Origin of the sequence: Saccharothrix xinjiangensis, from assembly GCF_039527585.1 — a bacterium.
Lineage (GTDB): Bacteria > Actinomycetota > Actinomycetes > Mycobacteriales > Pseudonocardiaceae > Actinosynnema > Actinosynnema xinjiangensis.
This window is the reverse complement of record NZ_BAAAKE010000026.1, coordinates 117834-141464: the sequence shown is the minus strand read 5'-3', so window position 1 is coordinate 141464 and position 23631 is coordinate 117834. Positions and strand designations below refer to the sequence as shown.

Genomic DNA, 23631 nt, shown 5'->3' with positions numbered 1-23631 from the left:
CGAGTGTGTCAGGGCAGGGCCGCGACACGCCACAGCGCGGTGATTCGTCACGGGAGGGTGACGGTTGCCGGCGCTCCCGGAAGTCCTTGCGGCACGGCGATCCTGGCCGTGAACAGGGCGTTGGACAAGATCGTCGCGGGAGTCCACGGCGGTCGGAAAGATCGGTTCGGTTTCGCAGGTGAGTCCGCATAGGGGAGAATGGGGGCGGTATCCGGCCCTGGTCGGACGGGGAAGATGTTGACGGAGGGAGCACGCGATGGCGGCCATGAAGCCCCGGACCGGCGACGGTCCCCTCGAGGTCACCAAGGAGGGGCGCGGCATCGTGATGCGCGTTCCGCTCGAGGGTGGTGGGCGCCTCGTCGTCGAGATGTCGGCGGACGAGGCCAACGCCCTGGGCGACGCCCTCAAGGCAGCCGCTGGCTGACCAGCCGGAGCGAGACAGCGTCGAGCAGCCCCGGTTCCACAGTGGAACCGGGGCATCGCTACGTCGTGACCAGCGTCTTTCCCCCCAACGCCGCCTGAGCCGAGGAGCAACCGTGCGCGCACCCCTGCCCACCCCGCTGGTCGCCGTCGAGGCGGCCACCACCCTCCGCCGGGGTGCGCCCGCGGTGCTCGTCGCGTTCCCCGGCGACCCCGTCCGCCTCGGCCCCGGCGGCGGCGACGCGCCCCCCGGCGTCACCGGCAGGGCAGGCGCCACCACCAGGCACGACGGCACCTGGCACGTCGGCGCGGGCGACGGCGCGCCCGCCGACTGGCGCAAGGCCGGCGCGTCCCTCGTCAGGGCCCTCCACGGCGACGCCGAGCAGGGCGGCCCCACCACCTTCGACGTCCGCCTGCCCGCCGACCTCGACCCCGGGGCCGTGGAGGCGTTCGCCCTGGGCGCCTCCCTCGGCGGCTACCGGTACAGGATCACCGCGGCGGAGGAGCCCAAGCGGGTGAGGACCCTCCGCCTGATCACCGCCCACGCGGACGCCGTCGACCACGCCGCCACCCTCGCCGCCGCCACGTCGCTGAGCCGGGACCTCGCCAACACCCCGTCCAACGTCAAGGACCCGGCCTGGCTCGCGTCGGCGGCCGTGCGAGCGGCCCGCGACGTGCCCGGCCTGGACGTCGAGGTCCGCGACGAGCGCTGGCTGGCCGCGCAGGGCTTCGGCGGCGTCCTCGCGGTCGGCGGCGGCTCGGCCAGGCCGCCCAGGCTCATCCAGCTCACCTGGTCCGGCGGCCCCGGCCCCCACCTCGTCCTGGTCGGCAAGGGCATCACCTTCGACACCGGCGGCATCTCCATCAAGCCCGCCGAGGGCATGCACCTGATGCGCACGGACATGTCCGGGGGCGCCGCCGTCATCGCCGCCCTGACCGGCATCGCCCGCCGCCGCCTGCCCCTGCGCGTCACCGGCCTCGTCCCGGCCGCCGAGAACCACGTGTCGGGCTCCGCGTACCGACCCGGTGACGTGATCAGGCACCACGGCGGCACGACGACCGAGGTCACGAACACCGACGCCGAGGGCAGGCTCGTGCTGGCGGACGCCCTGGCCTACGCCGTGCGCACGCTCGCGCCGGACCACCTGGTGGACGTCGCCACCCTGACCGGGGCGATGAAGGTCACCCTCGGGCTGCGCACCGGGGGCCTGTTCGCCACCGACGACGACCTGGCGGCCCGGATCGCCGGGGCGGGCGCGGCCGTCGGCGAGCGGTGGTGGCGCATGCCGCTGCTGGAGGACGCGGCGGAGGGCGTGCGGAGCGACATCGCGGACGTCCGCCAGTGCCCCCCGGGACCGGGCGGCATCACGGCGGCGCTGTTCCTGAGGGAGTTCGTCGGCGACGTGCCGTGGGCCCACCTGGACATCGCGGGGCCGGCGCGGGCGGACAAGGCGTACGACGAGGTCGTGCCGGGCGCGACGGGCTTCGCGGCCCGGACGTTGATCGGGTTGGCGGAGAGCTGGACCGGGACCGCGCACGGGGCCGGGTCTGGGTCTGGGGCCGGGTCTGATCGGTAACACGATGGGGTGATCATCGGCGGGAGGATGTACGAAAACCGGGGGTCCGGCACTCGGTAGAGCATGAGGAACCGCGACCCCGGCCACCCCACCCCCGACCCCGCCACCCCACGCCCGCCACGGCCGCCACAGCTGTGAACGTGACGGCCACAGCCGCTGCGGTGGCCGTCGCTCCGGCCGCCGCCGCGCCGAACGCCACCCTGCCGAATGCCACCCTGCCGAACGCCGCCGGACTGGCCGCCGCCGGGCCAGCTGTCGCCAGGCCGACGGCCGCCGGGCCAGCCGCCGCAGCACCAGCTGCCGCCGGGCCAGCCGCAGCGCCGTCCGCCACCACCGCTGTGCAGGCCGCCGCCGCGCCGGCCCTCCGCCCCACCCCCGGCCGCGCCCCTCGACCGCGTCCCCGCGCCCCCGACCCCCGCACCGCGCCCCCGACCGCGACTCCGACCCACCGCCGCGCCCCCGCGACCCCCGCGCCACGACCCCCGCGACCCGCCACCCGAGCCCCCAGCGAGCCTCAGAAGTCCAGCGCCACCACCCCGGGCTCCCCACCGCTCACCGACACCGTCCCCAGCTGCGGCAACGTCGCCATCCCCGCCGTCACCGAGAACCGCACCGACCGCACGTCCTCCGGCACCTCGAACACCACCGCGACCGGCACCGTGTCCCCGCCGTAGCGCGCCCCCGCGAACCGCGCCCGGCTCCCGTCCGGCAGCTCCACCGCCGTCAGCTTCGCGGTTTCCCAGGCCCCGACCACCGTCGGCAGCCCGTGCTGCTGCAACCGCAGCTCCAGCAGCGCCATCCCGGGCCCGGCCGTGGACAGCTCGTACTGGTCGCTGAACGCCACCGGCCGCTGCCGCCCCAGCCGCGCCCGGATCACCTCCACCGACCCGGTCGCGGCCCCGACCGTCACGGGCGTCGAAACGGACGTCGTCTCCGGTCCCGGCGCGCGCCGCAGCACCCCTGGCGCGGCCCCCACCACCTGCCCGGACGGCACCTCGACCCGCTGCTCCAACGACTTCGCGCCCACGGTGTTCAGCACCAGCGCCTCGGCGCCGCCACCCCCGGCGGCCACCGTGAAGACCACCAGCACGGACCCCTGGTCCGGCAGCCGGTCGGCGGGCAGCCGGTGCCGCCGCCCCGGCACGTCCAGCGACAGCTCCGGCGGCTGCGGCAGCCAGCCGCGCCACGGGGTCTGCCGGAACGCCGAGTCGACCTCGCCGTGCCGCGTCACGGCCAGCCGCAGCACCCGCAGCTCGACGCCGTGCTCGGCCCGCAGCTCACCGGCGTCCGTCGACCACGCCGAGGGCTTCGCGTACCCGGTGACCCGCACTTCGAGCTGGTCGTCCCGGACGAACGCGGACGCCTCCTCCACGTGCTGCCCCTCGTCCGGCAGCACGGCCAGGAAGTCCGGCCCGGCCTCGCCGACGCCCTGGTCGGCGACCGCCTCGCGCCCGTCGGTGCGCACCAGCTTCCCCACCGGCACGCTGCGGGAACCGGGCGGCGGGACCTGCGGCGGCTGCACCTCCAGCCGCACACCGGACCCGGTCCGCTCGACCTCCTTCAACGGCACCGGCACCCAGTCGGTGGCGGCCGCGGTGCCGGGCACCTGCACCGGCCCGCACCACAGCCTGCTGTCCACCTCGAACAGCCGCCCCGTCCGGGCGAACCAGCAGCTCGCGGCCGCCCCGCCGGTGCGCGCGACGTACCCGAACGACAGCGTGTAGCTCAGTTCCGCCTCGGCCCGCGCCTGCAACGCCGGCGCGTCCAGGACCGGTTGCCCGTCCAGGGTCAACCGCACCTGTTCGGCGCTGAACGCGGGCGTCGCGCACCCGGCGGTCACCAACGCCAACAGGAGGACACCCCACCGCATCCACAACCCCCAGTAGTCGGCCCCCTACTGGGTAAAGGCGGTCGCCCCCCTCCTGGGTTGCACCCAATGGAGTGTGGCGAGTATCACAGTGAGGTTTGAGTGATCATTCCGGGGTGTTCAGGGCCGCCCGGTACACCTCCACCGTCTGCTCCGCGACCGACTCCCACGAGAACTCCCGCACCGCCCGCTCACGCCCGGCCGCGCCGAACGCCGCCGCCCGCGCCGGGTCGCCCAGCACCTCGTTCACCGCGTCCGCCAACCCCGCCCGGTACGCCTCGACGTCACCCTCGTCGTAGTGCACCAGCAACCCGGTCCCACCGTGCTGCACGACCTCCGGGATGCCGCCCACGTCGGACGCCACCACCGCCGTCCCGCACGCCATCGCCTCCAGGTTCACGATCCCCAGCGGCTCGTACACCGAGGGGCACACGAACACCGTCGAGTGGCTCAGGACCTGCCGGACCTCCTCCGCCGGGAGCATCTGCCGGATCCAGAACACCCCCCGCCGCGACGCCGCCAGCTCCGCCACCGCCCGCCGCGTCTCCTCGGCGATCTCCGGCGTGTCCGGCGCGCCCGCGCACAGCACCACCTGCGCGTCCGGGGAGAACCGGTGCGCGGCGGCGACCAGGTGCCCGAGGCCCTTCTGCCGGGTGATCCGCCCCACGAACGTCACGATCGGCCGCCCCGGGTCGATGCCGTGCCGCTCCAGCGCGTCGGTCTCGCCCACCGGGTGGTAGGCGACCGTGTCGATGCCGTTGCGCACGACGTGCACGCGCGCCGGGTCCAGCGCCGGGTAGCAGTCCAGCACGTCGGCCCGCATGCCCTCGCTCACCGCGATCACCGCGTCCGCCGCCTCGTACGCGGTGCGCTCCACCCACGACGACACCCGGTACCCGCCGCCCAGCTGCTCCGCCTTCCACGGCCGGCGCGGCTCCAGCGAGTGCGCGGTCACCACGTGCGGGATGCCGTGCAGCAGTTTTGCCAGGTGACCGGCCATGTTGGCGTACCAGGTGTGGGAGTGCGCGAGCTGCACGCCACCCAGCGCCGCCGCCATCTCCAGGTCCACCGACAGCGTGGCCAACGCGGCGTTCGCCCCCTCCAGACCGGGCGCCGCGACGTGCGCCCGCGCGTCCTCGCGCGGACCGCCGAAGGCGTGCACGTCCACGTCGATCAGCTCGCGCAACCTCGGCACCAGGAAACCGACGTGCACCCCGGCGCCGCCGTAGACCTCGGGCGGGTACTCACGTGTCAGCAGTCCAATTCGCACCGGCTCACCGTAACCCCGACGACCCCGGCAGCCGGGTGAACGGCGGCGGCTGCGTTAGTTCGCCGTTGGTGAGGTGGTGCTCACCCGGTTAGGGTCGTTGTCGTGAAAGGGCAACCGCACGTCCTGGGAATTGTCCTCGCCGGTGGCGAAGGCAAACGGTTGTGGCCGTTGACCGCCGACCGGGCAAAGCCGGCGGTGCCCTTCGGCGGGAACTACCGGCTGGTGGACTTCGTCCTGTCCAACCTGGTGAACGCGGGTTTCGTCAAGCTCTGCGTGCTCACCCAGTACAAATCCCATTCCCTGGACCGGCACATCTCCACGACGTGGCGGCTGTCCAATGTGCTCGGGCAGTACGTCACGCCGGTGCCGGCGCAACAGCGCCTCGGCCCCCGCTGGTACACCGGCAGCGCCGACGCCATCTTCCAGTCGCTGAACCTCGTCAACGACGAGAAGCCGGAGCACGTGGTGGTCTTCGGCGCCGACCACGTCTACCGCATGGACCCCGGCCACATGGTGGAGCAGCACGTCGAGACCGGCGCGGGCGTCACCGTGGCGGGCATCCGGGTGCCCCGGGCCGAGGCCAAGGCGTTCGGGTGCATCGACTCCGACGAGTTCGGGCTGATCACCAGGTTCCTGGAGAAGCCGTCCGACCCGCCGCACGTGCCCGGCGACCCTGAGGTCACGTTCGCCTCGATGGGCAACTACGTGTTCCGGACCGAGGCGCTGATCGAGGCGCTGCGCGCGGACGCGGCCAACCCGGACTCCGACCACGACATGGGCGGCGACATCATCCCCATGCTCGTCGACCAGGGGCGGGCGCACGTCTACGACTTCGCCGACAACGGCGTGCCGGGCGAGACCGACCGGGACCGCGGGTACTGGCGCGACGTGGGGACCATCGACGCCTACTACGAGGCCCACATGGACCTGGTGTCGGTGCGGCCGGTGTTCAACCTCTACAACCAGGCGTGGCCGATCCGCACGGCGACCCCGCCGCTGCCGCCGGCGAAGTTCATCGCGGGCGGCAGCGCGGAGGACTCGATGGTGGGGCCGGGGTCGATCATCTCCGGCACCGTGCACGGGTCGGTGGTGTCGTCGGACGTGGTGATCGAGACCGGGTCGGTGGTGCAGGGCAGCGTGCTGCTGCCCGGCGTGCGGATCGGGCGGGGCGCCGTGGTGAGGCGGGCGATCCTGGACAAGAACGTCGTCGTGCCGGACGGCGCGCTGATCGGCGTGGACCCGGCGATGGACCGGCAGCGGTACACGGTGTCGGCCGGCGGGGTGACCGTGCTGGGCAAGGGCATCACGGCCGAGTGACGCGGGGCGGTGGTGGCCCGGCACCCGTCGCCGGGCCCCGCACCCCCCGCCCGCTTGCTCCCGCCCCTCTTCCCGCCCGCCCCTCTTCCCATCCTTCCCCTTCCCCTTCCCGGTCGGTGTCGCCAGTCAGGCGTGCCCGGCCAGGAGGGTGCCCGGCCAGTGGGTGCCCGGCCGGGGGCGGCCGATCAGGGGCGGCCGACCAGGGGGTGGCCGGTGGTCGCGTCGACGTGGTCGGGAACCTCGTCGTGGCGATCCCCGACGCTCGACGTCCCGCTGGGCTCGATCACCATGATCCGCGCCCCACCCGCCGACGACGGCTTGTGCCTCGCGCCCCTGGGCACCACGAACACGTCTCCCTGCCCCAGCCGGACGGTCCGCTCCTCCAGCGCGATCTCCAGTTCACCCTCCAGCACCAAGAAGAACTCGTCCGTGTGATCGTGCACGTGCCACAGGTGCTCGCCGCGAACCTTGGCCACGCGGATGTCGTAGTCGTTCACGGTCGTGACGACGCGCGGGCTCCACAGGGCGTCGAAGCTGGCCAGCGCTTTCCCCAGGTTGATCGGCTCCATGCATCCGATCGTGTGCTCTTTCCGCACGTACGTGTGAGTGCTAGGAATCGCACATGCCGCCAGGATCCTCGCACCACGTGGTGATGATCGTCGACTCCGGCTCGAACCCGTTCGAGATGGGCGTCGCCACCGAGCTGTTCGGCCTGGCGCGCCCGGAACTGGGAGACCACCCGTGGTACTCGTTCACGCTCTGCGCCCTCGGTCCGGTCCGCGTGAACCACGACTTTTTCACCCTCACGGGTGTCCCCGACCTGGGTGAAGTCGACCGCGCCGACACCGTGATCGTGTCGAACCGCCCCGACAGCTGGGTCCGCCCGCCACAACCCCTGCTCGACGCCGTGACCCGCGCCCACGACCGGGGCGCGCGCCTGGTCAGCTTCTGCACCGGCGCGTTCACCCTGGCGCACGCCGGCCTCCTGGACGGCCGCCGGGCCACCACGCACTGGCAGTGGGCCGACCTGTTCCGCGACCTGTTCCCGCTGGTCACCCTCGTCCCGGACGTCCTCTACGTCCAGGACGGCTTGATCCACACCGCCGCCGGCAGCGCCGCGGCCCTCGACCTGGGCCTGCACCTGATCCGCCAGGACCACGGCACCGAGGTGGTCAACACCGTGTCCCGCCGCCTGGTGTTCGCCGCCCACCGCGACGGCGGCCAGCGGCAGTTCGTCACCCGCCCGGTGCCCGACGTCCCGGACGAGTCGCTCGGGCCGGTCCTCGCCTGGGCCCGCGCCAACCTGCGCGAGCCGCTGACCGTCGCCTCGCTCGCCACGCGGGCCGCGGTCAGCCAGGCCACCCTGCACCGGCGGTTCCAGGCCGAGCTGGGCACCACCCCGCTGGCCTGGCTCACGGCGGAGCGCGTGGACCTGGCGCGCAGCCTCATCGAGCGGGGCGAGTCCCGCCTCGACGTGGTCGCCCGCCGCAGCGGGCTGGGGTCGGCGTCCAACCTGCGAGCCCAGTTCCACCGCCGCACCGGGCTCACCCCCAGCGCCTACCGCCGCCGCTTCGGGCCCTGAGTGGTCGGGCGCCGCTTCGGGCCCTGAGCGGTCGGGCACCTGCCTCTTCCGGCGGCCGGCCGGGGTGGTCGGTCGGGTGGCCGGATGGTCAGCTTGGGTGGGTGGGCCGGGTGGTCGGTCGGGCACCTCATTCGTTCAACCGATGATCGGTAACACCGTTTCCGTACATTGTCGGACGATGTTCACTCGATCGTGTGGTCGGGTGGAGGAGGCAGTGGTGTTCGTCCACGGAGCGGCGAGAGGGACATGGGCAGGGGGAGTCTGGCAGAGACGGGGCGGAGGCGCTGTGCGGCCTGTGACCAGCACCTGAACCGGCACGTGACCAGCACGCGCCCGGATCCGGCTCACCCCGACTTCGCGGCCACCAACAACCCGTCGCCCAGGGGCAGGATCACCGGCACCAGCCGGTCGTCGTCGCGGACGGTCCTCGCCACCTCCCGCATCGCCACCGTGTCCGCGTCCCGGTGCGCCGGGTCGACCACCCGCCCGTGCCACAGCACGTTGTCGAACGCGATCACCCCGCCCGGCCGCAGCAGCCGCACGCCCTCCTGGAGGTACCTCGGGTACTCCGACTTCGCCGCGTCCACGAACACCAGGTCGTACGCGCCGTCCGCCAACCGGGGCAGCACGTCCAGCGCCCGCCCGGTGATGAGCCGCGTCCGGGACACCGCGACCCCGGCCTCCGCGAACGCCACCCGCGCCGCCCGCTGGTGCTCCGGCCGCACGTCGATCGAGGTCAGCACCCCCGCCGCCGGCATGCCGCCGAGCAGGTACAGGGCGCCGACGCCCGCGCCGGTGCCGACCTCCACCACGGCCTTGGCCCGCAGCGCGGCCGCCAGGAACCTCAGCGCCGCGCCGCCGCCGGACCCGATCGGCACGCAGCCCAGCTCGGCCCCGCGCGCCCTGGCCGCCGCCAGCGCCGGGTCCTCGGGCAGGTAGTGCTCCACGTACTCGCGCGTAGGCGCATCCACAGCACGAAGGCTAACGCCGCGGGCCCCCGTCCGGGACCGGCTCGGCGAACCCGTGATTCTCAGCCTGCTCTCAGCCGCCTCTCACCATCGTTATAAGCGGACCGGTCAGGCTGGTTCCAGCGCAGGACCAACGGGGAACACGTGAGGCACTCCGAACGTTGACCCCGTGCAGCAGGGCATCCAGCCCACTGGAGGTGCTCAACCCCCCGATGCCGAAGCAGTCGACCGCCGCACCGACCGCACCGACCGCGCCCATCGAGGACGCGGAGTGGACCGTGCCCTCGTGGGACCAGGTCGTGCGCGACCACGCCGACCGGGTCTACCGGCTGGCTTACCGCCTCACCGGCAACCAGCACGACGCCGAGGACCTCACCCAGGAGACGTTCATCCGGGTGTTCCGCTCGCTCGCGTCGTACAAACCCGGCACGTTCGAGGGCTGGCTGCACCGCATCACCACGAACCTCTTCCTCGACATGGCCCGCCGCCGCTCGCGCGTGCGCATGGAGGCCCTGCCGGAGGAGCACGACCGCATCCGGGGCGACGACCCGAGCCCGGAGGAGGTCTACGACGAGACCCACCTGGACCCGGAGTTGCAGGCCGCGCTGGACGAGCTGCCGCCCGAGTTCCGCGCCGCCGTGGTGCTGTGCGACGTGGAGGGGCTGTCCTACGAGGAGATCGGCGCCACCCTCGGGATCAAACTGGGTACGGTGAGGAGCAGGATCCACCGGGGCCGCCAGGCCCTGCGGGTGGAGATGGAACGCCGACGGGGTCTGGTTCGGGAGGACTCTGCATGACCGACCTGCGAGGTTGGCAACTGCCCGAGCAGCACCTGCTGCCCGACGCGGTGGTCGCCTTCGTCGACGGTGAGCTGTCCGCCTCGGCCCACGGCCGGGCGGCCGCCCACCTGGCGCGCTGCCCGTTCTGCGCGGCCGAGGCGTACTCGCAGCAGCAGGCGCGCTCCGCGGTGCGCGCCGCGCCGACCCCGTGCGCGCCGGCCGGCCTGCTGGCCAGGCTGGGCGCGATCCCGGAGCAGGTCGAGCTGCCCAGCGCACCCGACAACCTCGCGGTCACCGAGGACGGCCAGCTGGTCACCGTGCAGCGGCCCGACCGGGTTCCCTTCGGCTCGGGGCCCGTCCTGGGGCAGAGCCGCCCTTTCGGCACCGGCGGCGGTAGCCGCCTCGGCGGCAGGCGGGCCCGGCAGGGCGCCGGTGTCGTCGTGTCCGGGCTGATGCTCGGCGCGCTCGCCCTCGTCGTCCCCGGCGAGGACCCCTCGCCCTCGCCCGCGCAGGGCACCACCCCGCCGCCCGCGCCCGCGGTCTCCCCGTCGTCCACCCTCGCCGAGCGCGCGGACGTGCTGCGCCCGGTCGCGGACCTGGGCCGCTGACGGCGACTTCACCGCTCGGAGGGCACGATTGCCCCGCGACAGGTAGTGCGTGACGACGTGCGGGGAGCGATGAGCGAGCCAGAGCAGGGCAACGGGACCCCGAGGTCGGGCGTCGACGACGGGGCGCACCGCAGGCTCGCGCCCCGCCCCTTGGCCCGCCCGGCCGTCGACCCCGGTCAGGCCGCCGTGTTCGGCAGGCCGCGGGGTGTGCCCGGCGCGTTCGCCGCCGACCGGTCCACCCCCAACGGCAACGGCAGCGGCCCGGTGCGGTTCGCGCCGCCACCGCCGGAGGCGCTGGCCACGGCGTTTGGCCGGCCCGACGGCGACGCGGGCACGCGGCTCCAGCGCCCGCCGCTGGACCTCCACGGCGAACCCGAGGTGGAGCCGGTCTTCTGGGAGGGCGAGCCCGCGGGCGACGCGTGGCGCGACCCGGGCGCGTCGGCCGTGATCGGGCCGCCCGCCGTGACCGAGGAGGCCGCGCCCGCGGCGGAGCCCGACCCGCGGCCGGGGGCCCAGCTGAGCGTGCCCGAGCTGCTGTTCGGGCGGCGCGTGAAGCCGACGGCCCTGGCGCTGCTGCTGGTCGCGGCGCTGCTGGTCGGCGCGGGCGGCGGTGTGGTCGGCTGGCTGCTGGGCCGGGTCGGCAACCCGCTGACCGACGGCGGTGTGACGCTGGCCGAGGTCAAGCCCGCGAAGGAGCGGCCGGTCGGCTCGGTCGCCGACATCGCGAGCCGGGTCACGCCGAGCGTGGTGTCGATCGAGTTCAAGGGCGCGAACGTGGCGGGCGTCGGCTCGGGCGTGGTGATCGACGGCGCGGGCTACGTGCTCACCAACGACCACGTGGTCGCGCCGGCCGTGCAGGACACGTCGGCGAAGCTGACCGTGGTGTTCACCGACGGCAAGCGGGCCTTGGCGCAGGTCGTCGGCCGGGACGCCAAGACCGACCTCGCGGTGATCAAGGTCGAGGTGGAGAACCCGACCGTGCTGCAGTTCGGCGACTCCGACGAGCTGGCCGTGGGCGACACGGTGCTGGCGATCGGTTCGCCGCTGTCGCTGTCCAACACGGTCACCGAGGGCATCGTCAGCGCGTTGCACCGCCCGGTGACGGCGGCGGGGGAGAACGGCGGCCCCCAGGTCACCTACGACGCGATCCAGACCGACGCGGCCATCAACCCCGGCAACTCCGGCGGCGCGCTGGTCGACTCGTCCGGCGCGCTGGTCGGCATCAACTCGTCGATCCGCACCGAGACCGGCGGCTCGGTCGGCCTCGGGTTCGCCATCACCGGCAACTACGCGCGCAAGATCTCGCAGGCGCTGATCCGCGACGGGCAGGTCAAGCACGCGGACATGAACCTCAACGCGCGGTCGGCGTCCGCGGAGACCGCCGAGGGCGCGCAGGTGCAGAACGTCCCGGAGGGCGGCGCCGCCGCGGCCGCGGGCGTCCAGGAGGCGGACGTGATCATCCGCGTCGGCGACCGGCTGGTGCGCAACGCCGCCGAGCTGACCGTCGCGGTGCGGGAACGTGAAATCGGGGAGACGGTTCCGGTCGTGCTGGTCAGGCAGGGTCGGGAGCTCACCGTGCAGGTGACGCTGCGCTCCGACTGACGGTTAGGCTGGTCCCCCGGGACCGGGGGCGGAAGGTGGGGCACGCGGGTGTTCGACAGCATCGGATGGTTCGAGATCCTGGTCATCGTCGTCGCGGGCCTGTTCATCCTGGGGCCGGAGCGGCTGCCGTCGGCCGCGGCGTGGGTGGGTCGGACGATCCGCCAGGTGCGCGAGTACGCGACCGGCGCGCGCGACCAGCTCAAGCAGGAGATGGGGCCGGAGTTCGAGCAGCTGCGCAAGCCGCTGGAGGACCTGCGGGAGCTGCGGAACTTCGACCCGAAGCGGGCCATCACCAAGCACCTGTGGGACGACGAGCCGAGCGAGAAGCCGAACGGCTACCCGACGACCGCGCCCCGTCCCCAGCCGCAGCCGGCGGAACGGCCGCTGGAGCGGGGCGAGCGGCCGCCGTACGACCCGGACGCGACCTGACCGGGCCGGGCCCGGGCGCGACCTGACCGGACCCGGATGCGACCTGGGCGGACCTGACCGGACCCGAGCGGCGAGGCGAGGACCCTCGGGTGACACGTCCGGTTGAACTCCGTCACCCGTGCCGGTCACGCGGGTTTGGCCACGGCACACCGGGGCACGTGCCCACCCACGGGCACAGGCGCGGACATCGGGCTGCCGGGGCACCTCCGGCGGGCGACGGGGCTGCCGTTCGAGCGCGTGGACCGGGCGGAGCACGGGCACGCCGCCGCGACCCTCACGGCCCCGGCGAACCTCACCGCCCCGCGAGCCCCAGCGGCCCTGTGAACCACGCGGACCCGGCGCACCAAGCGCACCCCCGGACGCGGGAAGGGCCCCCGGGCGTTCGGAACCCGGGAGCCCTTCGCCGCGCCGTCCCGGTCAGCCCGCCGCGAGACCCCGACGGGCCGCCGCCGTCCGGGTGATCGCGAACTGCGACCCCGGCTCCACCACCACGTCCCCGGTCGCCGAGTTCGTGATGGTCACGCCGGTCAGCGCCGCGCTGCCCCGCGCGCCGCCCTGCGCCAGGACACCCGCCCCGTTGGTGGACCGGTCGATCCGCACGTTGCTGATCACCACCCCCGGCGTCGATCCGCCACCCGACTTGAACTGGATGCCGTCGTAGGTGGAGTCGTGGATCTCCGTGTCCCGGATCACCACGCCGGGGATGTCGCGGCCCTGCGCGAACAGCGTGATGGCCCCGAACTGCTGCTGCTCGCCCCAGAACGCGCCGCCCGTGCGGTGCAGGGCGTTGTTCGCGAGCAGCGTCTGCCCGGAGAACGGCAGCGGGTCGTGGTCGGTGGCCAGCATGATGCCCGGGTAGTTCATGGTGTCGGAGATGACGTTGTTCTCGGCCCGGTTGCCGTGGCCGCCGTAGATGGCGATGCCGTTCGCCCGCCACGGCAGCTGGATGGTGTTGTTCACGAACGCGTTGCTGTGCGCGACGTCGACGGCGGTGTCCTTGACGTACTGGTTGGCCCAGATCGCCAGGGCGTCGTCGCCGGTGTTGCGGAACGAGGAGTTGACCACGCGGGAGTTGCGGGTGCCGTTGGTGAGGTTGATGCCGTCGGCGTAGGTGTTGCGGATCCGCATCCCGCTGAACTCCAGCCCGTCGCCCGGACCCCACAGCTCCGGGATGTTGCTGTGGTCGCGGCCGACCCACACGCCCACGTTGGCGTGCTCGATCCACACGTTCGTGATCTTCGTGCCGGGGCCGAAGCGGCCGTTGAGGCCCACGCCGCCCTCCGCGTTGCCGTCGCCGCCGCGGATGCGGCCCGAGCCGAAGATCGCGATGTCGGAGATGACGGTGTTGGCGTCGACGTCGAACCCGAAGTTGCCCTCGTGCGGGTGGTTGATCATCCCCGGCGCGAGGTGCGGCTCGATCGTCGAGTGCAGCTGGGAGTGCCACATGCCCGCGCCGCGGATGGTGACGTCCCGGATGCCGACCTGGTTGTGCTGGCCGCGGTTGAGCGGGTCGTCGGTGAGGATCTTCTTCTCCTGCCGCCATTGGCCGGCGGGGATCCACACGCAGCCGATGACGCCGTTCTGGTCGTCGGTCACGGCCCGCTGGAGGGCGTCGGTGTCGTCGCGGCCGTCGTCGGGCGCCGCGCCGTACTCGGTGATCGACGTGCAGCCGGCGGGCCGCGACGCCGGCGGCGCGACCTGCTCCAGGTCGATCAGGTCGATGACGTGGAACGCGGCCGTGTCGGAGGCGTCGCGCTGGAGCTTGAACCTGGTGCCCGGCGGGTAGGTGCGGGACAGCAGGGCGTGCGACTCGTCGAACAGCCGCCGCGCGTCGGCCTGCGGGGTGTTGGTCAGGCCCTCGGGGCTGTCGGTGTTGCCGTACAGCCAGCTGTGCTTCGACGTCAGCGCCAGCTTGCGCACGAACACGTCGTCCGCGTACAGGCTGATGCTCGCGTCCGCGCCACCGCCGCCGGGCGCGTCGGGCACCGAGTTGCGCACCACGATCGAGTTGGCCGCGGCGGTGGAGGTGAACTCGACGAAGTGGCCGGTGGCGGACAGCCGCACCGACCGGCGGCCGGACGACTCGGTGGCGAAGTTGGTGTGCCCGAACGTGCGCCGCGGGTCGGCCTCCAGCAGGGTGCCCTGGTACCGGGCGTGCTCGGCCTCGTGCTCGACGTACGGGACGGCCGCGCCGCGCCCGACCACGATCGACCGGCCGAACGAGTTGTTGTTCTCGTCGGTCTCGGCCACCACGCCGGTCGCGTCGGCCGTGGCGGTGATCGTCGCGCCGCCGTTCACCGCGGTCCACGTGCCGGCGAACGCCGCGGTCGCGGTCGCGCCGGCCGCGAGGGACGGGGTGGTGGCGTCGAGGGTCGCGCCGCCGACGGTCAGCCGGGTGACGGTGGTCGCGCCGGACGCGGACGTGCCCCGGTTCTCGACGGTGGCGGTGAAGGACACCGCCTGCCCGGGCGCCGGGCTCTGCGGGGTCCAGGCGACACCGGTGACCCGCAGGTCGGGGCCTGGCGCCTGCCCGACGACCAGCGGCAAGGCCGCCGTGAAGCCGTTGTTGTCGTCGTCCTGCTCCACCACCGCGTCGGTCGGGTCGACCACGGCGGACACCCGGTGGCTGCCCCGCGGGCGACGGCCCGCGTCGACGACCGCGGTCGTCGACGCGCCCGCAGCCAGCGCGGCGACCGGCGCGGAGCCCACCACGGTCCCGCCGAGACTGGCGTTGACCGTCGTGGCGGGCGCGGCGGCGCTGCCCGCGTTGCGCACCACGGCCGTCAGCCGCACCGCGTCGGTCTCCACCGGGTTCGCGGGCGCCCAGGTCAGCCCGGTCACCACCAGGTCGGGGTTGGGCGCGGGCGTGCCGACGACCTCCAGCTCGGCGACCTGCCCGCCGGGCGCGCCGGTGTTGCCCGCGATGGCCAGCCGCAGGTCCGCGACGCGGCCGGTGACCGGGATCGTCACCGAGTTCCGGTTGGCGGCCGGGCCGAAGGCGTGGTCGGCGCGGGCCCGCAGGGTGGTGAACCCGGTCGCCGACCGCTCGCGCCCCAGGACCTCGATCGACTGGGTGCGGTCGCCCCACGCCTGGTCCGGGTTGAGCTTGACGACCACCGAGGTGACGTCGGCGTTGGCCCCGAGCCGCACGGTCAGCGTGGACGGGTGCCCGTGGGACTCCCAGTAGGTGGCGAGGTTGCCGTCGTTGGCGTTGGCCGCCACGAACGAGTGCACGTGGGACGACGCCTCGACCGGTTTGCCGCGCGCCAGGTCCTGCCCGCCGCCCTGGCCGACGCGGGTCACCCGGTTGCTGTCGGGCGACTCGTTGCCCGCCGCGTCACGGGCCCGCACGGTGTAGGAGACGGTGGCCGTGGTGGGCCGGGTGTCGGTGTGGGAAAGGCCGGCGACGGTCGCGACGGGGGAGCCGTCGCGGTAGACGGTGTAGCCGGTGACGCCCACGTCGTCGGTCGCGGCGGACCAGCTCAGCCGGATCTGCTCGCCGCTCTGGACGTGGGTGAGGTTCGCGGGCGCGGTCGGCGGCCGGGTGTCGCCGGTCTCCGGGCCGTAGACCTCGAACTCGGCGACCTGGGCGGCGGGCCAGCCGGTGTTGCCGGTGACGTGCACCCGCACGTGCCGCGCCGCCGCGGCGGCGAAGTCGACGGTGGCGGTGTTGCCGGAACCGGGGTCGAACGCGCGGCCCGCGGTGGTGGCGAGGTCGGTGAACGAGGAGCCGTCCACGCTGCCCCGCACCGACAGGGTCTGGGTGCGGGCCTCCCAGCCGGCGGGCAGCCTGAGCACCACGCGGGTGACGCGGGTCGCGGCGCCGAGGTCGACCTGGAGCCACTGCGGGAACGCGTTGTTGGCGCTCTCCCAGTAGGTCTGGGGGTTGCCGTCGTTGCCGTTGGCGGCGGGGTAGCCGGGCTGGGCGCCGCTCGCGGAGACGGGTTTGCCGGCCGCGAGGTTCACGGGGGCCGCGGCGGCGGGGCCGGCGGGGAGGCCGAGGGACAGGAGGCCGACCGCGAGGAGGCCGCCGACCAGCCGCCGGCGGTGCCGCGTTCGTTGCTGCGTTCGTTTCATGGTGTCCTCTTCGTCGGGGACGACGGGCGCGGGCACGCAGCAGGCGCGGCGGTTACCTGCTGGCAGGTTGCAGGTAGTAGCTAAGTTTTTGAGTTGTCTTTGTCGAGTTCTTGCAGGGTTGCGCTCAAAGGTTGCAGATGGGTCCGGGTTCGTCAACGGTCGGCGCGCGCGAAAGAGGCCCCCGGGACATCCCGGGGGCCTCTCGGCGATCCGCTCCGGCTACCGCCCGGCGGGCGACACGTTCAACAACCGCCCGGCCAGCCCGCGCGACCGCGTCGACAGCTTGCCCGCCACCGACGACAGCACCTGCCCCGCCGCCGACTCCGGGTGCGCCAGCACGATCGGCGTGCCCGAGTCGCCCTGCTCCCGCAGCCGCGGGTCCAGCGGCACCTGGCCCAGCAGCGGCACGTCCGCGCCGACCGCCTGCGTCAGCGAGTCGGCCACCGCCTGCCCGCCGCCCGAGCCGAAGACGTCCATGCGGGTGCCGTCCGGCAGCTCCAGCCACGACATGTTCTCGATCACGCCCGCCACCCGCTGCCGCGTCTGCAACGCGATCGACCCGGCCCGCTCGGCGACCTCCGCCGCCGCCTGCTGCGGCGTCGTCACGACCAGGATCTCGGCGTTCGGCACCAGCTGCGCCACCGAGATCGCCACGTCGCCGGTGCCCGGCGGCAGGTCCATCAGCAGCACGTCCAGGTCGCCCCAGAACACGTCCGCCAGGAACTGCTGCAACGCCCGGTGCAGCATCGGGCCCCGCCACACCACCGGGGTGTTGCCGGGGGTGAACATGCCGATGGAGATCAGCTTCACGCCGTGCGCCTGCGGCGGCATGATCATCTTCTCGACCTGGGTCGGCCGGTCGCCGGTGCCGAGCATCCGCGGGATCGAGTGGCCGTAGATGTCGGCGTCCACGACGCCCACCGACAGGCCGCGCGCGGCCATCGCCACGGCCAGGTTCACCGTCACCGACGACTTGCCGACGCCGCCCTTGCCCGACGCCACGCAGTACACGCGGGTCAGCGACCCGGGCTGCGCGAACGGGATCACCGGCTCCTCCGCGCCGCCGCGCAGCGACTTGCGCAGCTCGGTCCGCTGCGCGTCGCTCATCACGTCCAGCTCCACCCGCACCCCGGTCACGCCGGGCAGCGCGGACACGGCGGCCGTCACGTCGGCGGTGATCTTGTCGCGCAACGGGCAGCCGGACACGGTCAGGTACACCGCCACGTCCACGACACCGCCGGCGCCGACCGCGACGTCCTTCACCATGCCCAGCTCGGTGATCGGACGCCGGATCTCCGGGTCCTGGACACCGGCCAGCGCCTCGTGCACGTCGTCAACGGTAGGAAGAGTCACTGCGCGCGCCTTTGCCGAAAAGTGGTGGGAACCGCCATGCTACGGCGGCCGTGCACCACCGAAGCTACCGGTTGGTCGCCCCCGCCCCGGGGGCAGCGCGAAGCCGGTTGCGTGCTTTCCGTAACATTGGTGTTCGTGCCGGAAACCGGAAGTGCCCGGTTGCCCACCCGAACCGAGCTGGGGGTGTGGCGATCGTTCCTCCGGGCGCATGCTCGGCTCACTCGGGTCCTGGAAGCCGAACTGATCGCCGGGCAACGCCTGTCGCTCGCGGCCTACGACGTCCTCGTCCAACTGGCCGAGTCGCCGCAGCACCGCCTGAGGATGACCGAGCTGGCCGAGGCGGTGCTGCTGTCCCGCTCCGGCGTGACCAGGCTCGTCGACCGACTGGAACGCGCCAACCTGGTGCTGCGGGAACGCGCCGACGGCGACGGCCGCGGCGTGGTCGCCGTGCTCACGCCGCAGGGCCTGGAGCGGCTGCGGATCGCCTCGGGCACCCACCTCACGGGCGTGGTGCGCCACTTCGCCGACGAGTTCGGGCCGGCCGAGCTGGAGGCGTTCGGCCACACCTGCGACCGGCTCGCCACCGGCGAGCCGTGACCGGTCACGACGGCACGTCGTCCTTGGCGTGCTTGCGGCGCTCCCGGAACACGCGCTCCAGCTCGCCGCGCAGGTAGTCGCGGGTCACCACCTCGCCGACGGCCAGCCGCAGCGCGGCCAGCTCCCGCGCCAGGTACTCGGTGTCGGCCTTCGTCTGCGCCGCCCGCGCCCGGTCCTCCTCCAGCGCCACCCGGTCCCGGTCGTCCTGCCGGTTCTGGGCCAGCAGGATCAGCGGCGCGGCGTAGGCGGCCTGCGTCGAGAACGCCAGGTTGAGCAGGATGAACGGGTACGGGTCCCAGCGCAGCGACACCGCGACCAGGTTCAGCGTGATCCACACGAGCACGAGCAGCGTCTGCCAGAACAGGAACGTCCCGGTGCCCAGGAACCGGGCCAGCCGCTCGGCCAGCCGCCCGAACGCGTCCCGGTCGAGCGAGAGCCGGATGCGGCCCGGTGTGCGCGGCTGGTCGAGCCGCCGGCGCGACTGCGGCTCAGGCATGGGTCAACCCCGTTTCCCGCCAGTTGTCCGGCAGCAGGTGGTCCAGCACGTCGTCCACGGTCACCGCGCCCAGCAGGTGGTCGGTCTCGTCCACCACCGGGCCGCACACCAGGTTGTAGGCGGCGAAGTACCTGGTCACCTCGCCCAGCGACGCGGTGGGCGACAGCGTCGTCAGGTCGGTGTCCAGCACGCCCGCCACCAGGTCCGACGGCGGTTCCCGCAGCAGCCGCTGGATGTGCACGCAGCCCAGGTAGCGGCCGGTCGGCGTGGCCGTCGGCGGCCGGCACACGAACACCATGCTGGCCAGCGCGGGCGTCAGGTCCGGGTTGCGCACGTGCGCCAGCGCCTCGGCCACCGTCGCGTCCGGCGCGAGCACCACCGGCTCCGGCGTCATCAGGCCGCCCGCCGTGTCGTAGCTGTACTCCAGCAGCCGCCGCACCGGGGCCGACTCGGCGGGCTCCATCAGCTCCAGCAGCCGGTCCTTCTCCCGCTCGGGCAGCTCGGCCAGCAGGTCCGCCGCGTCGTCCGGGTTCATCGCCTCCAGGATGTCCGCGGCGCGCTCGTCGTCCAGGTACGCGAGCAGGTCCTTCTGGTCCTCCTCGGCCATCTCCTCGATGACGTCGGCCAGCCGCTCGTCGTCCAGCGCCTCGGCCACCTCGTAGCGGCGCTTCGCCGGCAGCGCGTGCAGCGCCAGCGCCACGTCGGCCGCGCGCATCGCCTCGAACACCGCCACCAGGTGCTGGGCGCCCTGCGGCTGGCCCGCCAGCTCGGTCACCGACAGCCCGGTCAGCTCCTCCCAGCGCAGCACCTGCACCGGGCCGCGCCGGGCCAGCCGGCCGGTCCGCTCGCGCACCGCGACCCGCGTCATCCGCCAGTCGCGGGTCCGGCTCGGCTCCATGGCCGCGTCGACCAGCACCGCGGCCGCGCCCGAGGCCAGCGCCAGCGGGGCGTCCAGCAGCTCGCCGACCACCAGCACCTCGTTGGCGCGCTGGTGGAACTGGCGCAGGTTGACCGTGCCGGTGGCGAGCGTCACCGCGTTCGGCTCGATCGAGGTCACCCGCAGCATCGGCACGAAGATCCGCCGCCGGGTCGCCAGCTCCAGCAGCAGGCCCAGCACGCGCGGCGGCTGGCGGTCCACGCGCAGGCCGACGACCAGGTCGCGGACCTTGCCGATGGACTCCCCGTCGGGGCCGAACACGGGCAGACCGGCGAGCTGGGCGGCGAAGACGCGGTTCACGGCTACCACGGTGATCAGGCTAGTCGGCGCGAGGGCGCGCCGCCGAGCCCCGCCGCGTTCCACTGTGGACTACCAGAGGGCGCGGGCGATGTGCTCGGAGCACGCGGCCGGGTCGTCCGGGTGGAACTCGGCGCTCCACAGCCAGTTGTCCACCGCCCGGTAGAACGTCCACGCGCGGGCCCGCTCGGCGTCCAGCTCGCCCAGGTCGCACAGCGCGGCCAGCCGCTCGTGCACGTCGTCCTCGCCGAACCTGTTCCACAGCAACGGGATCACGCCGAACTCGCGGTCGCCGGCCAGCGGCTTGGGGTCGATCATCAGCCACGGCTCGCGCTCGCCGCGCAGCACGTTCTGGAAGTGCAGGTCCTCGTTGACCAGCGTGTCGCCGGCCGTGGCGGCCAGCTCGCGGCCCAGCTCCACCGCCCGCTCGGCGAACACCGCGGGCACCGGCCCGCCCAACCCGGCGTTCTCCGCGACCAGGTCGCCCACCTCGTGCCGGCGGAACTCCGGGCCGGCCGGGACGCGCAGCCGCCGCAGCAGGCCGCCGGTGACCGCCAGCGCCTCCGCCAGCGGCTCCCGCTCCAGGTCACGGGTGTGGTCGAGGCGTTCGAGCAGCAGGGCGCCGCGCTCGTCGTCGTGGTCGAGCAGCCGCACCACGCCGTCGCCGTCCCACGCCTTGAGCGCCAGCGGCTCCTGCCTGGTCTCCTCGTCGACCCAGGTGAGCTTGAGCGCGGCGGGCTCGCCGTCGGCGCGGAGGACCGGCAGCACGACCCCGACGAAACCGTTGAGCAGGGGCCCGTCGGGGGTCAGCCCCCAGCGGGCGCAGAACTCCTCCGCCAGGCCGGGCAGGGTCTCCCGCCACGCCAGGGCCCCCTCGCCGAGCGTGGTGGCGAAGTCGTCCGGGATCGTGATCACGCGAGCTCCAGGCGGTAGACGTCGGCCCACTCGGGCCGGGTGTTGAGGCGGGCGGCGCGCAGGGCGGCGGCGGTGTCGCCGTCCGGGACGACCAGGCGGGCCGTCGCGGCCACGTCGACCAGGTGCGAGTGGGTGGTGGGCGAGCGGACGGTGACCCGGCAGCCGACGCCGTCGGCGAGGCCCGGCACGACCTGCTCGGCGCCGCCGACCGCGACCAGCACCGCGCCGTCGCGCCACAGCGCCCACACCAGCCGCGGCGCGTGGCCGTCGGGCCGGACCCACACCGCGGCGGCCTTGCGCAGCGCGTTGTCCAGGACCTGTGCGATCTCCACCGGTTCAGCCTGCCACGGACCTGTGAATCGGGACTCACGAAATAGCGGGCGCACCGCGTGCGTGCCACTCTTCGCAACACAGGAGTTACCGGCCGGTACGAGGAGGTACCCCACAGTGGTCGACCAGCAGCGCCCCCGTCGTTCGTGCCTGGCCGTGCCCGGGTCGAGCCAGAAGATGATCGACAAGGCCCGCACGCTGCCCGCGGACCAGGTGTTCCTCGACCTGGAGGACGCGTGCGCGCCGCTGGCCAAGCCGGGCGCGCGCAAGACCATCGTCGCGTCGCTCAACGAGGGCGGCTGGGGCTCCCGCGCGCGGGTCGTGCGCGTCAACGACTGGACCACCGAGTGGACCTACCGCGACGTCACCGAGGTCGTCGAGGGCGCGGGCGCGAACCTGGACTGCGTCATGCTGCCGAAGGTGCAGGCGCCGGAGCAGGTGCACGCCCTGGACCTGCTGCTGACGCAGATCGAGAAGACCATGGGCTACGAGGTCGGCCGCATCGGCATCGAGGCGCAGATCGAGAACGCGCTGGGCCTGGTCAACGTCAACGCGATCGCCACCGCCTCGCCGCGCGTGGAGACGATCATCTTCGGGCCGGCCGACTTCATGGCGTCGATCAACATGAAGTCCCTGGTCGTCGGCGAGCAGCCGCCCGGCTACGACGTGGGCGACGCCTACCACCACATCCTGATGTCGATCCTCATGGCCGCGCGGGCGCACGACAAGCAGGCCATCGACGGCCCGTACCTCCAGATCCGCGACGTGGACGGGTTCACGCGCGTGGCGAGCCGCTCGGCGGCCCTCGGCTTCGACGGCAAGTGGGTGCTGCACCCGGGCCAGATCGACGCGGCCAACGAGGTGTTCAGCCCCAGGCAGGAGGACTACGACCACGCCGAGAACATCCTCGACGCCTACGAGCACTACACGTCGGAGGCGGGCGGCAAGCGCGGCGCCGTGATGCTCGGCGACGAGATGATCGACGAGGCGTCGCGGAAGATGGCGCTGGTGATCTCGTCGAAGGGGCGCGCGGCGGGCATGTCGCGCACGGACGTGTGGTCGCCGCCGGAGGGCTGAGCTTCGCCGGGCTCCCGGTCGGCGCGTGGCCGTAGAGCGGCCGCGTGGCCGACCGGGAGCTGAATTCGATCGAGATCGAGGGGTACGCGTCGATCCGCGAGGCGATGGTGTCCCTCGGCCGGTTGAACGTGCCGAACGGCGCGGGCAAGAGCAACTCCATCCGGGTGTTCGAGTTGCCCGGCCGGCTGGTCGAACAGTCCAATCGCGGGATGACGTGATCGCCCTCGGTCGGGGCCACCGTGAAACACGCCTGCACGAGATCAACGAGATCGGCGCCATCGGCTACGCGGTCCGGTTGCTTCGGGGCTGCCGGGTCCACCACTTCCACGACACCAGTCGGACGCGGTGTTCTCCGCCGATCAGATGTCCGACGGCGAGCTGTGGGAGAAGAACATCATCGGAGGCCGGCCGGGCGGGAACGCGTTCCGGCGGGTGCGCCTCCTGGTGGAGGGGCAGACCGAGGAAGCGGTGGCCAACGCGGTCATCCGACCTCATCTCGAAGTGCCGGGTTGGCACACGAGCCTGTCCCCGGTGAAGACGAAGCGGCCGGCCGGAGGGCCGTCGCACAAAGGCGGCATCACCAGTTGGGCGCAGGTGGAGAAGGACGTCCGGCTGCTGCTGAACGACACCAGCCTCGATGTCCTGACCACGCTCTTCGACTACTACGCCTTCCCCAACACCTGTCCAGGCATGGCGGATCGGCCGCCCGGCGATGCCTATCGACGGATCGAGCACGTCGAGCGCTGCCTGGCCGAAGCGGTCGGCGATCGCCGGGCTGCGGACCTTCGAGGAGTGACGGAACGTTCACCGAGCGCTGATCACGCCGGTGAGCATCCCCACAGATCTCGCTCCCGATTGGCGATCACGCCCCTGGTCGTGGGCATGGTGGCTGGCGTGTCACGACATCGAGCCGAGCGGAGGCGGTTGTTCCGGCGACGGCCTGCCGACGACCTGCTGGAGCGCAGTTTCCGGACCTGCCCGAAGTGCTCCCGGGACGTCCACGTGTTCTTCGACGAGTGCCGCCACTGCGGCGGGGCGCTGGAGGTCGGCGCCTGACGCGGGGCCGGCGGCTCGTCGACCGGCACCCCCCCGGTGAGCCGGCGGGCCACGGGCTGGCCCCTGTTTCGGTTCAG

General features: G+C 73.5%; 22 protein-coding genes. 12 read left to right on the top strand and 10 right to left on the bottom strand.

What is annotated here, in order from left to right; all coding sequences use genetic code 11:
- Nucleotides 1-256 precede the first annotated feature (256 nt).
- Together ABD223_RS34920 and ABD223_RS34915 are read left to right on the top strand one after the other, a co-directional pair.
- The gene (locus ABD223_RS34920) at nt 257-424 is read left to right on the top strand and encodes a DUF3117 domain-containing protein (RefSeq protein WP_012783412.1); all 168 of its coding nucleotides are present in this window, start codon (nt 257-259) and stop codon (nt 422-424) included.
- 112 nt (nt 425-536) lie between these two features.
- Nucleotides 537-1997 carry a leucyl aminopeptidase family protein gene (locus ABD223_RS34915; RefSeq protein ID WP_344041006.1) on the top strand — a complete coding sequence of 487 codons (1461 nt, stop codon included), beginning with the start codon at nt 537-539 and terminating at the stop codon, nt 1995-1997.
- Between the two features lie 514 nt (nt 1998-2511).
- On the opposite strand, the gene ABD223_RS34910 is transcribed toward ABD223_RS34915, so the two are convergent.
- Nucleotides 2512-3846 carry a hypothetical protein gene (locus tag ABD223_RS34910; protein ID WP_344041005.1) on the bottom strand — a complete coding sequence of 445 codons (1335 nt, stop codon included), beginning with the start codon at nt 3844-3846 and terminating at the stop codon, nt 2512-2514.
- 124 nt (nt 3847-3970) lie between these two features.
- The gene (gene glgA / locus ABD223_RS34905; protein ID WP_344041004.1) at nt 3971-5134 is read right to left on the bottom strand and encodes a glycogen synthase; all 1164 of its coding nucleotides are present in this window, start codon (nt 5132-5134) and stop codon (nt 3971-3973) included.
- A gap of 102 nt (nt 5135-5236) precedes the next feature.
- Between glgA and glgC the strand changes: the two genes are divergently transcribed.
- Nucleotides 5237-6451 carry a glucose-1-phosphate adenylyltransferase gene (gene glgC / locus ABD223_RS34900; protein WP_344041003.1) on the top strand — a complete coding sequence of 405 codons (1215 nt, stop codon included), beginning with the start codon at nt 5237-5239 and terminating at the stop codon, nt 6449-6451.
- A gap of 185 nt (nt 6452-6636) precedes the next feature.
- On the opposite strand, the gene ABD223_RS34895 is transcribed toward glgC, so the two are convergent.
- Nucleotides 6637-7020: a cupin domain-containing protein gene (locus tag ABD223_RS34895; protein ID WP_344041002.1), complete on the bottom strand. Its 384-nt coding sequence runs from the start codon at nt 7018-7020 to the stop codon at nt 6637-6639.
- Between the two features lie 53 nt (nt 7021-7073).
- Between ABD223_RS34895 and ABD223_RS34890 the strand changes: the two genes are divergently transcribed.
- A complete protein-coding gene (locus ABD223_RS34890; protein WP_344041001.1) occupies nt 7074-8033 on the top strand; it encodes a helix-turn-helix domain-containing protein in 960 nt (319 codons plus the stop codon).
- A gap of 344 nt (nt 8034-8377) precedes the next feature.
- Here ABD223_RS34890 and ABD223_RS34885 read toward each other — a convergent pair whose 3' ends face one another.
- Complete coding sequence (locus tag ABD223_RS34885; protein WP_344041000.1) at nt 8378-9004, bottom strand: O-methyltransferase; 627 nt, start codon at nt 9002-9004, stop codon at nt 8378-8380.
- A 209-nt stretch (nt 9005-9213) separates the two neighbouring features.
- Between ABD223_RS34885 and sigE the strand changes: the two genes are divergently transcribed.
- The 4 genes from sigE to ABD223_RS34865 all read left to right on the top strand — a co-directional run bounded on the left by sigE (nt 9214) and on the right by ABD223_RS34865 (nt 12419).
- Nucleotides 9214-9798 carry an RNA polymerase sigma factor SigE gene (gene sigE, locus ABD223_RS34880; RefSeq protein ID WP_344040999.1) on the top strand — a complete coding sequence of 195 codons (585 nt, stop codon included), beginning with the start codon at nt 9214-9216 and terminating at the stop codon, nt 9796-9798.
- Entirely contained in the window at nt 9795-10388 is a 594-nt protein-coding gene (locus tag ABD223_RS34875; RefSeq protein ID WP_344040998.1) for an anti-sigma factor family protein, read from the top strand. The genes sigE and ABD223_RS34875 overlap by 4 nt, the downstream gene beginning before the upstream one ends.
- A gap of 69 nt (nt 10389-10457) precedes the next feature.
- Nucleotides 10458-11990 (top strand): S1C family serine protease, encoded by a 1533-nt coding sequence (locus tag ABD223_RS34870; protein WP_344040997.1) that lies wholly within the window; start codon nt 10458-10460, stop codon nt 11988-11990.
- Between the two features lie 48 nt (nt 11991-12038).
- Nucleotides 12039-12419, top strand: coding sequence for a sec-independent translocase (locus ABD223_RS34865; RefSeq protein ID WP_344040996.1), 381 nt, complete (start codon nt 12039-12041; stop codon nt 12417-12419).
- Between the two features lie 417 nt (nt 12420-12836).
- On the opposite strand, the gene ABD223_RS34860 is transcribed toward ABD223_RS34865, so the two are convergent.
- Together ABD223_RS34860 and ABD223_RS34855 are read right to left on the bottom strand one after the other, a co-directional pair.
- On the bottom strand, nt 12837-16496 hold the full coding sequence (locus tag ABD223_RS34860) for a CARDB domain-containing protein (RefSeq protein ID WP_344040995.1): 3660 nt from the start codon (nt 16494-16496) through the stop codon (nt 12837-12839).
- Nucleotides 16497-16715: 219 nt separating this feature from the next.
- Complete coding sequence (locus ABD223_RS34855; protein ID WP_344040994.1) at nt 16716-17849, bottom strand: Mrp/NBP35 family ATP-binding protein; 1134 nt, start codon at nt 17847-17849, stop codon at nt 16716-16718.
- A 159-nt stretch (nt 17850-18008) separates the two neighbouring features.
- On the opposite strand from ABD223_RS34855, the gene ABD223_RS34850 reads away from it, so the two are divergent.
- Nucleotides 18009-18446, top strand: a complete 438-nt coding sequence (locus ABD223_RS34850; protein WP_344040993.1) for a MarR family winged helix-turn-helix transcriptional regulator — start codon at nt 18009-18011, stop codon at nt 18444-18446.
- A 4-nt stretch (nt 18447-18450) separates the two neighbouring features.
- Here ABD223_RS34850 and ABD223_RS34845 read toward each other — a convergent pair whose 3' ends face one another.
- Genes ABD223_RS34845 through ABD223_RS34830 form a run of 4 tightly spaced genes read right to left on the bottom strand, consistent with a single transcriptional unit; the run spans nt 18451 to nt 21423 of the window.
- Nucleotides 18451-18942, bottom strand: coding sequence for a DUF1003 domain-containing protein (locus tag ABD223_RS34845; protein ID WP_344040992.1), 492 nt, complete (start codon nt 18940-18942; stop codon nt 18451-18453).
- A complete protein-coding gene (locus tag ABD223_RS34840; protein WP_344040991.1) occupies nt 18935-20188 on the bottom strand; it encodes a magnesium transporter MgtE N-terminal domain-containing protein in 1254 nt (417 codons plus the stop codon). The genes ABD223_RS34845 and ABD223_RS34840 overlap by 8 nt, the downstream gene beginning before the upstream one ends.
- A 60-nt stretch (nt 20189-20248) precedes the next feature.
- Entirely contained in the window at nt 20249-21091 is an 843-nt protein-coding gene (locus ABD223_RS34835) for an aminoglycoside phosphotransferase family protein (protein WP_344040990.1), read from the bottom strand.
- Nucleotides 21088-21423: a hypothetical protein gene (locus ABD223_RS34830; RefSeq protein WP_344040989.1), complete on the bottom strand. Its 336-nt coding sequence runs from the start codon at nt 21421-21423 to the stop codon at nt 21088-21090. Before ABD223_RS34830 ends, ABD223_RS34835 begins: the two co-directional genes overlap by 4 nt.
- 115 nt (nt 21424-21538) lie before the next feature.
- On the opposite strand from ABD223_RS34830, the gene ABD223_RS34825 reads away from it, so the two are divergent.
- The 3 genes from ABD223_RS34825 to ABD223_RS34815 all read left to right on the top strand — a co-directional run bounded on the left by ABD223_RS34825 (nt 21539) and on the right by ABD223_RS34815 (nt 23554).
- Nucleotides 21539-22498 (top strand): HpcH/HpaI aldolase/citrate lyase family protein, encoded by a 960-nt coding sequence (locus tag ABD223_RS34825; RefSeq protein WP_344040988.1) that lies wholly within the window; start codon nt 21539-21541, stop codon nt 22496-22498.
- A gap of 44 nt (nt 22499-22542) precedes the next feature.
- Nucleotides 22543-22716: a hypothetical protein gene (locus ABD223_RS34820; protein WP_344040987.1), complete on the top strand. Its 174-nt coding sequence runs from the start codon at nt 22543-22545 to the stop codon at nt 22714-22716.
- A 127-nt stretch (nt 22717-22843) separates the two neighbouring features.
- Nucleotides 22844-23554 (top strand): DUF4276 family protein, encoded by a 711-nt coding sequence (locus tag ABD223_RS34815; RefSeq protein WP_344040986.1) that lies wholly within the window; start codon nt 22844-22846, stop codon nt 23552-23554.
- Nucleotides 23555-23631: the final 77 nt, after the last annotated feature.

What these genes read in the sequence shown, in the direction of transcription:
- ABD223_RS34920 (WP_012783412.1), top strand. Translation starts at nt 257, where the DNA reads ATGGCGGCCATGAAGCCCCGGACCGGCGACGGTCCCCTCGAGGTCACC.
- ABD223_RS34895 (WP_344041002.1), bottom strand. Translation starts at nt 7,020, where the DNA reads ATGGAGCCGATCAACCTGGGGAAAGCGCTGGCCAGCTTCGACGCCCTG.
- ABD223_RS34890 (WP_344041001.1), top strand. Translation starts at nt 7,074, where the DNA reads ATGCCGCCAGGATCCTCGCACCACGTGGTGATGATCGTCGACTCCGGC.
- sigE (WP_344040999.1), top strand. Translation starts at nt 9,214, where the DNA reads ATGCCGAAGCAGTCGACCGCCGCACCGACCGCACCGACCGCGCCCATC.
- ABD223_RS34875 (WP_344040998.1), top strand. Translation starts at nt 9,795, where the DNA reads ATGACCGACCTGCGAGGTTGGCAACTGCCCGAGCAGCACCTGCTGCCC.
- ABD223_RS34870 (WP_344040997.1), top strand. Translation starts at nt 10,458, where the DNA reads ATGAGCGAGCCAGAGCAGGGCAACGGGACCCCGAGGTCGGGCGTCGAC.
- ABD223_RS34860 (WP_344040995.1), bottom strand. Translation starts at nt 16,496, where the DNA reads ATGAAACGAACGCAGCAACGAACGCGGCACCGCCGGCGGCTGGTCGGC.
- ABD223_RS34845 (WP_344040992.1), bottom strand. Translation starts at nt 18,942, where the DNA reads ATGCCTGAGCCGCAGTCGCGCCGGCGGCTCGACCAGCCGCGCACACCG.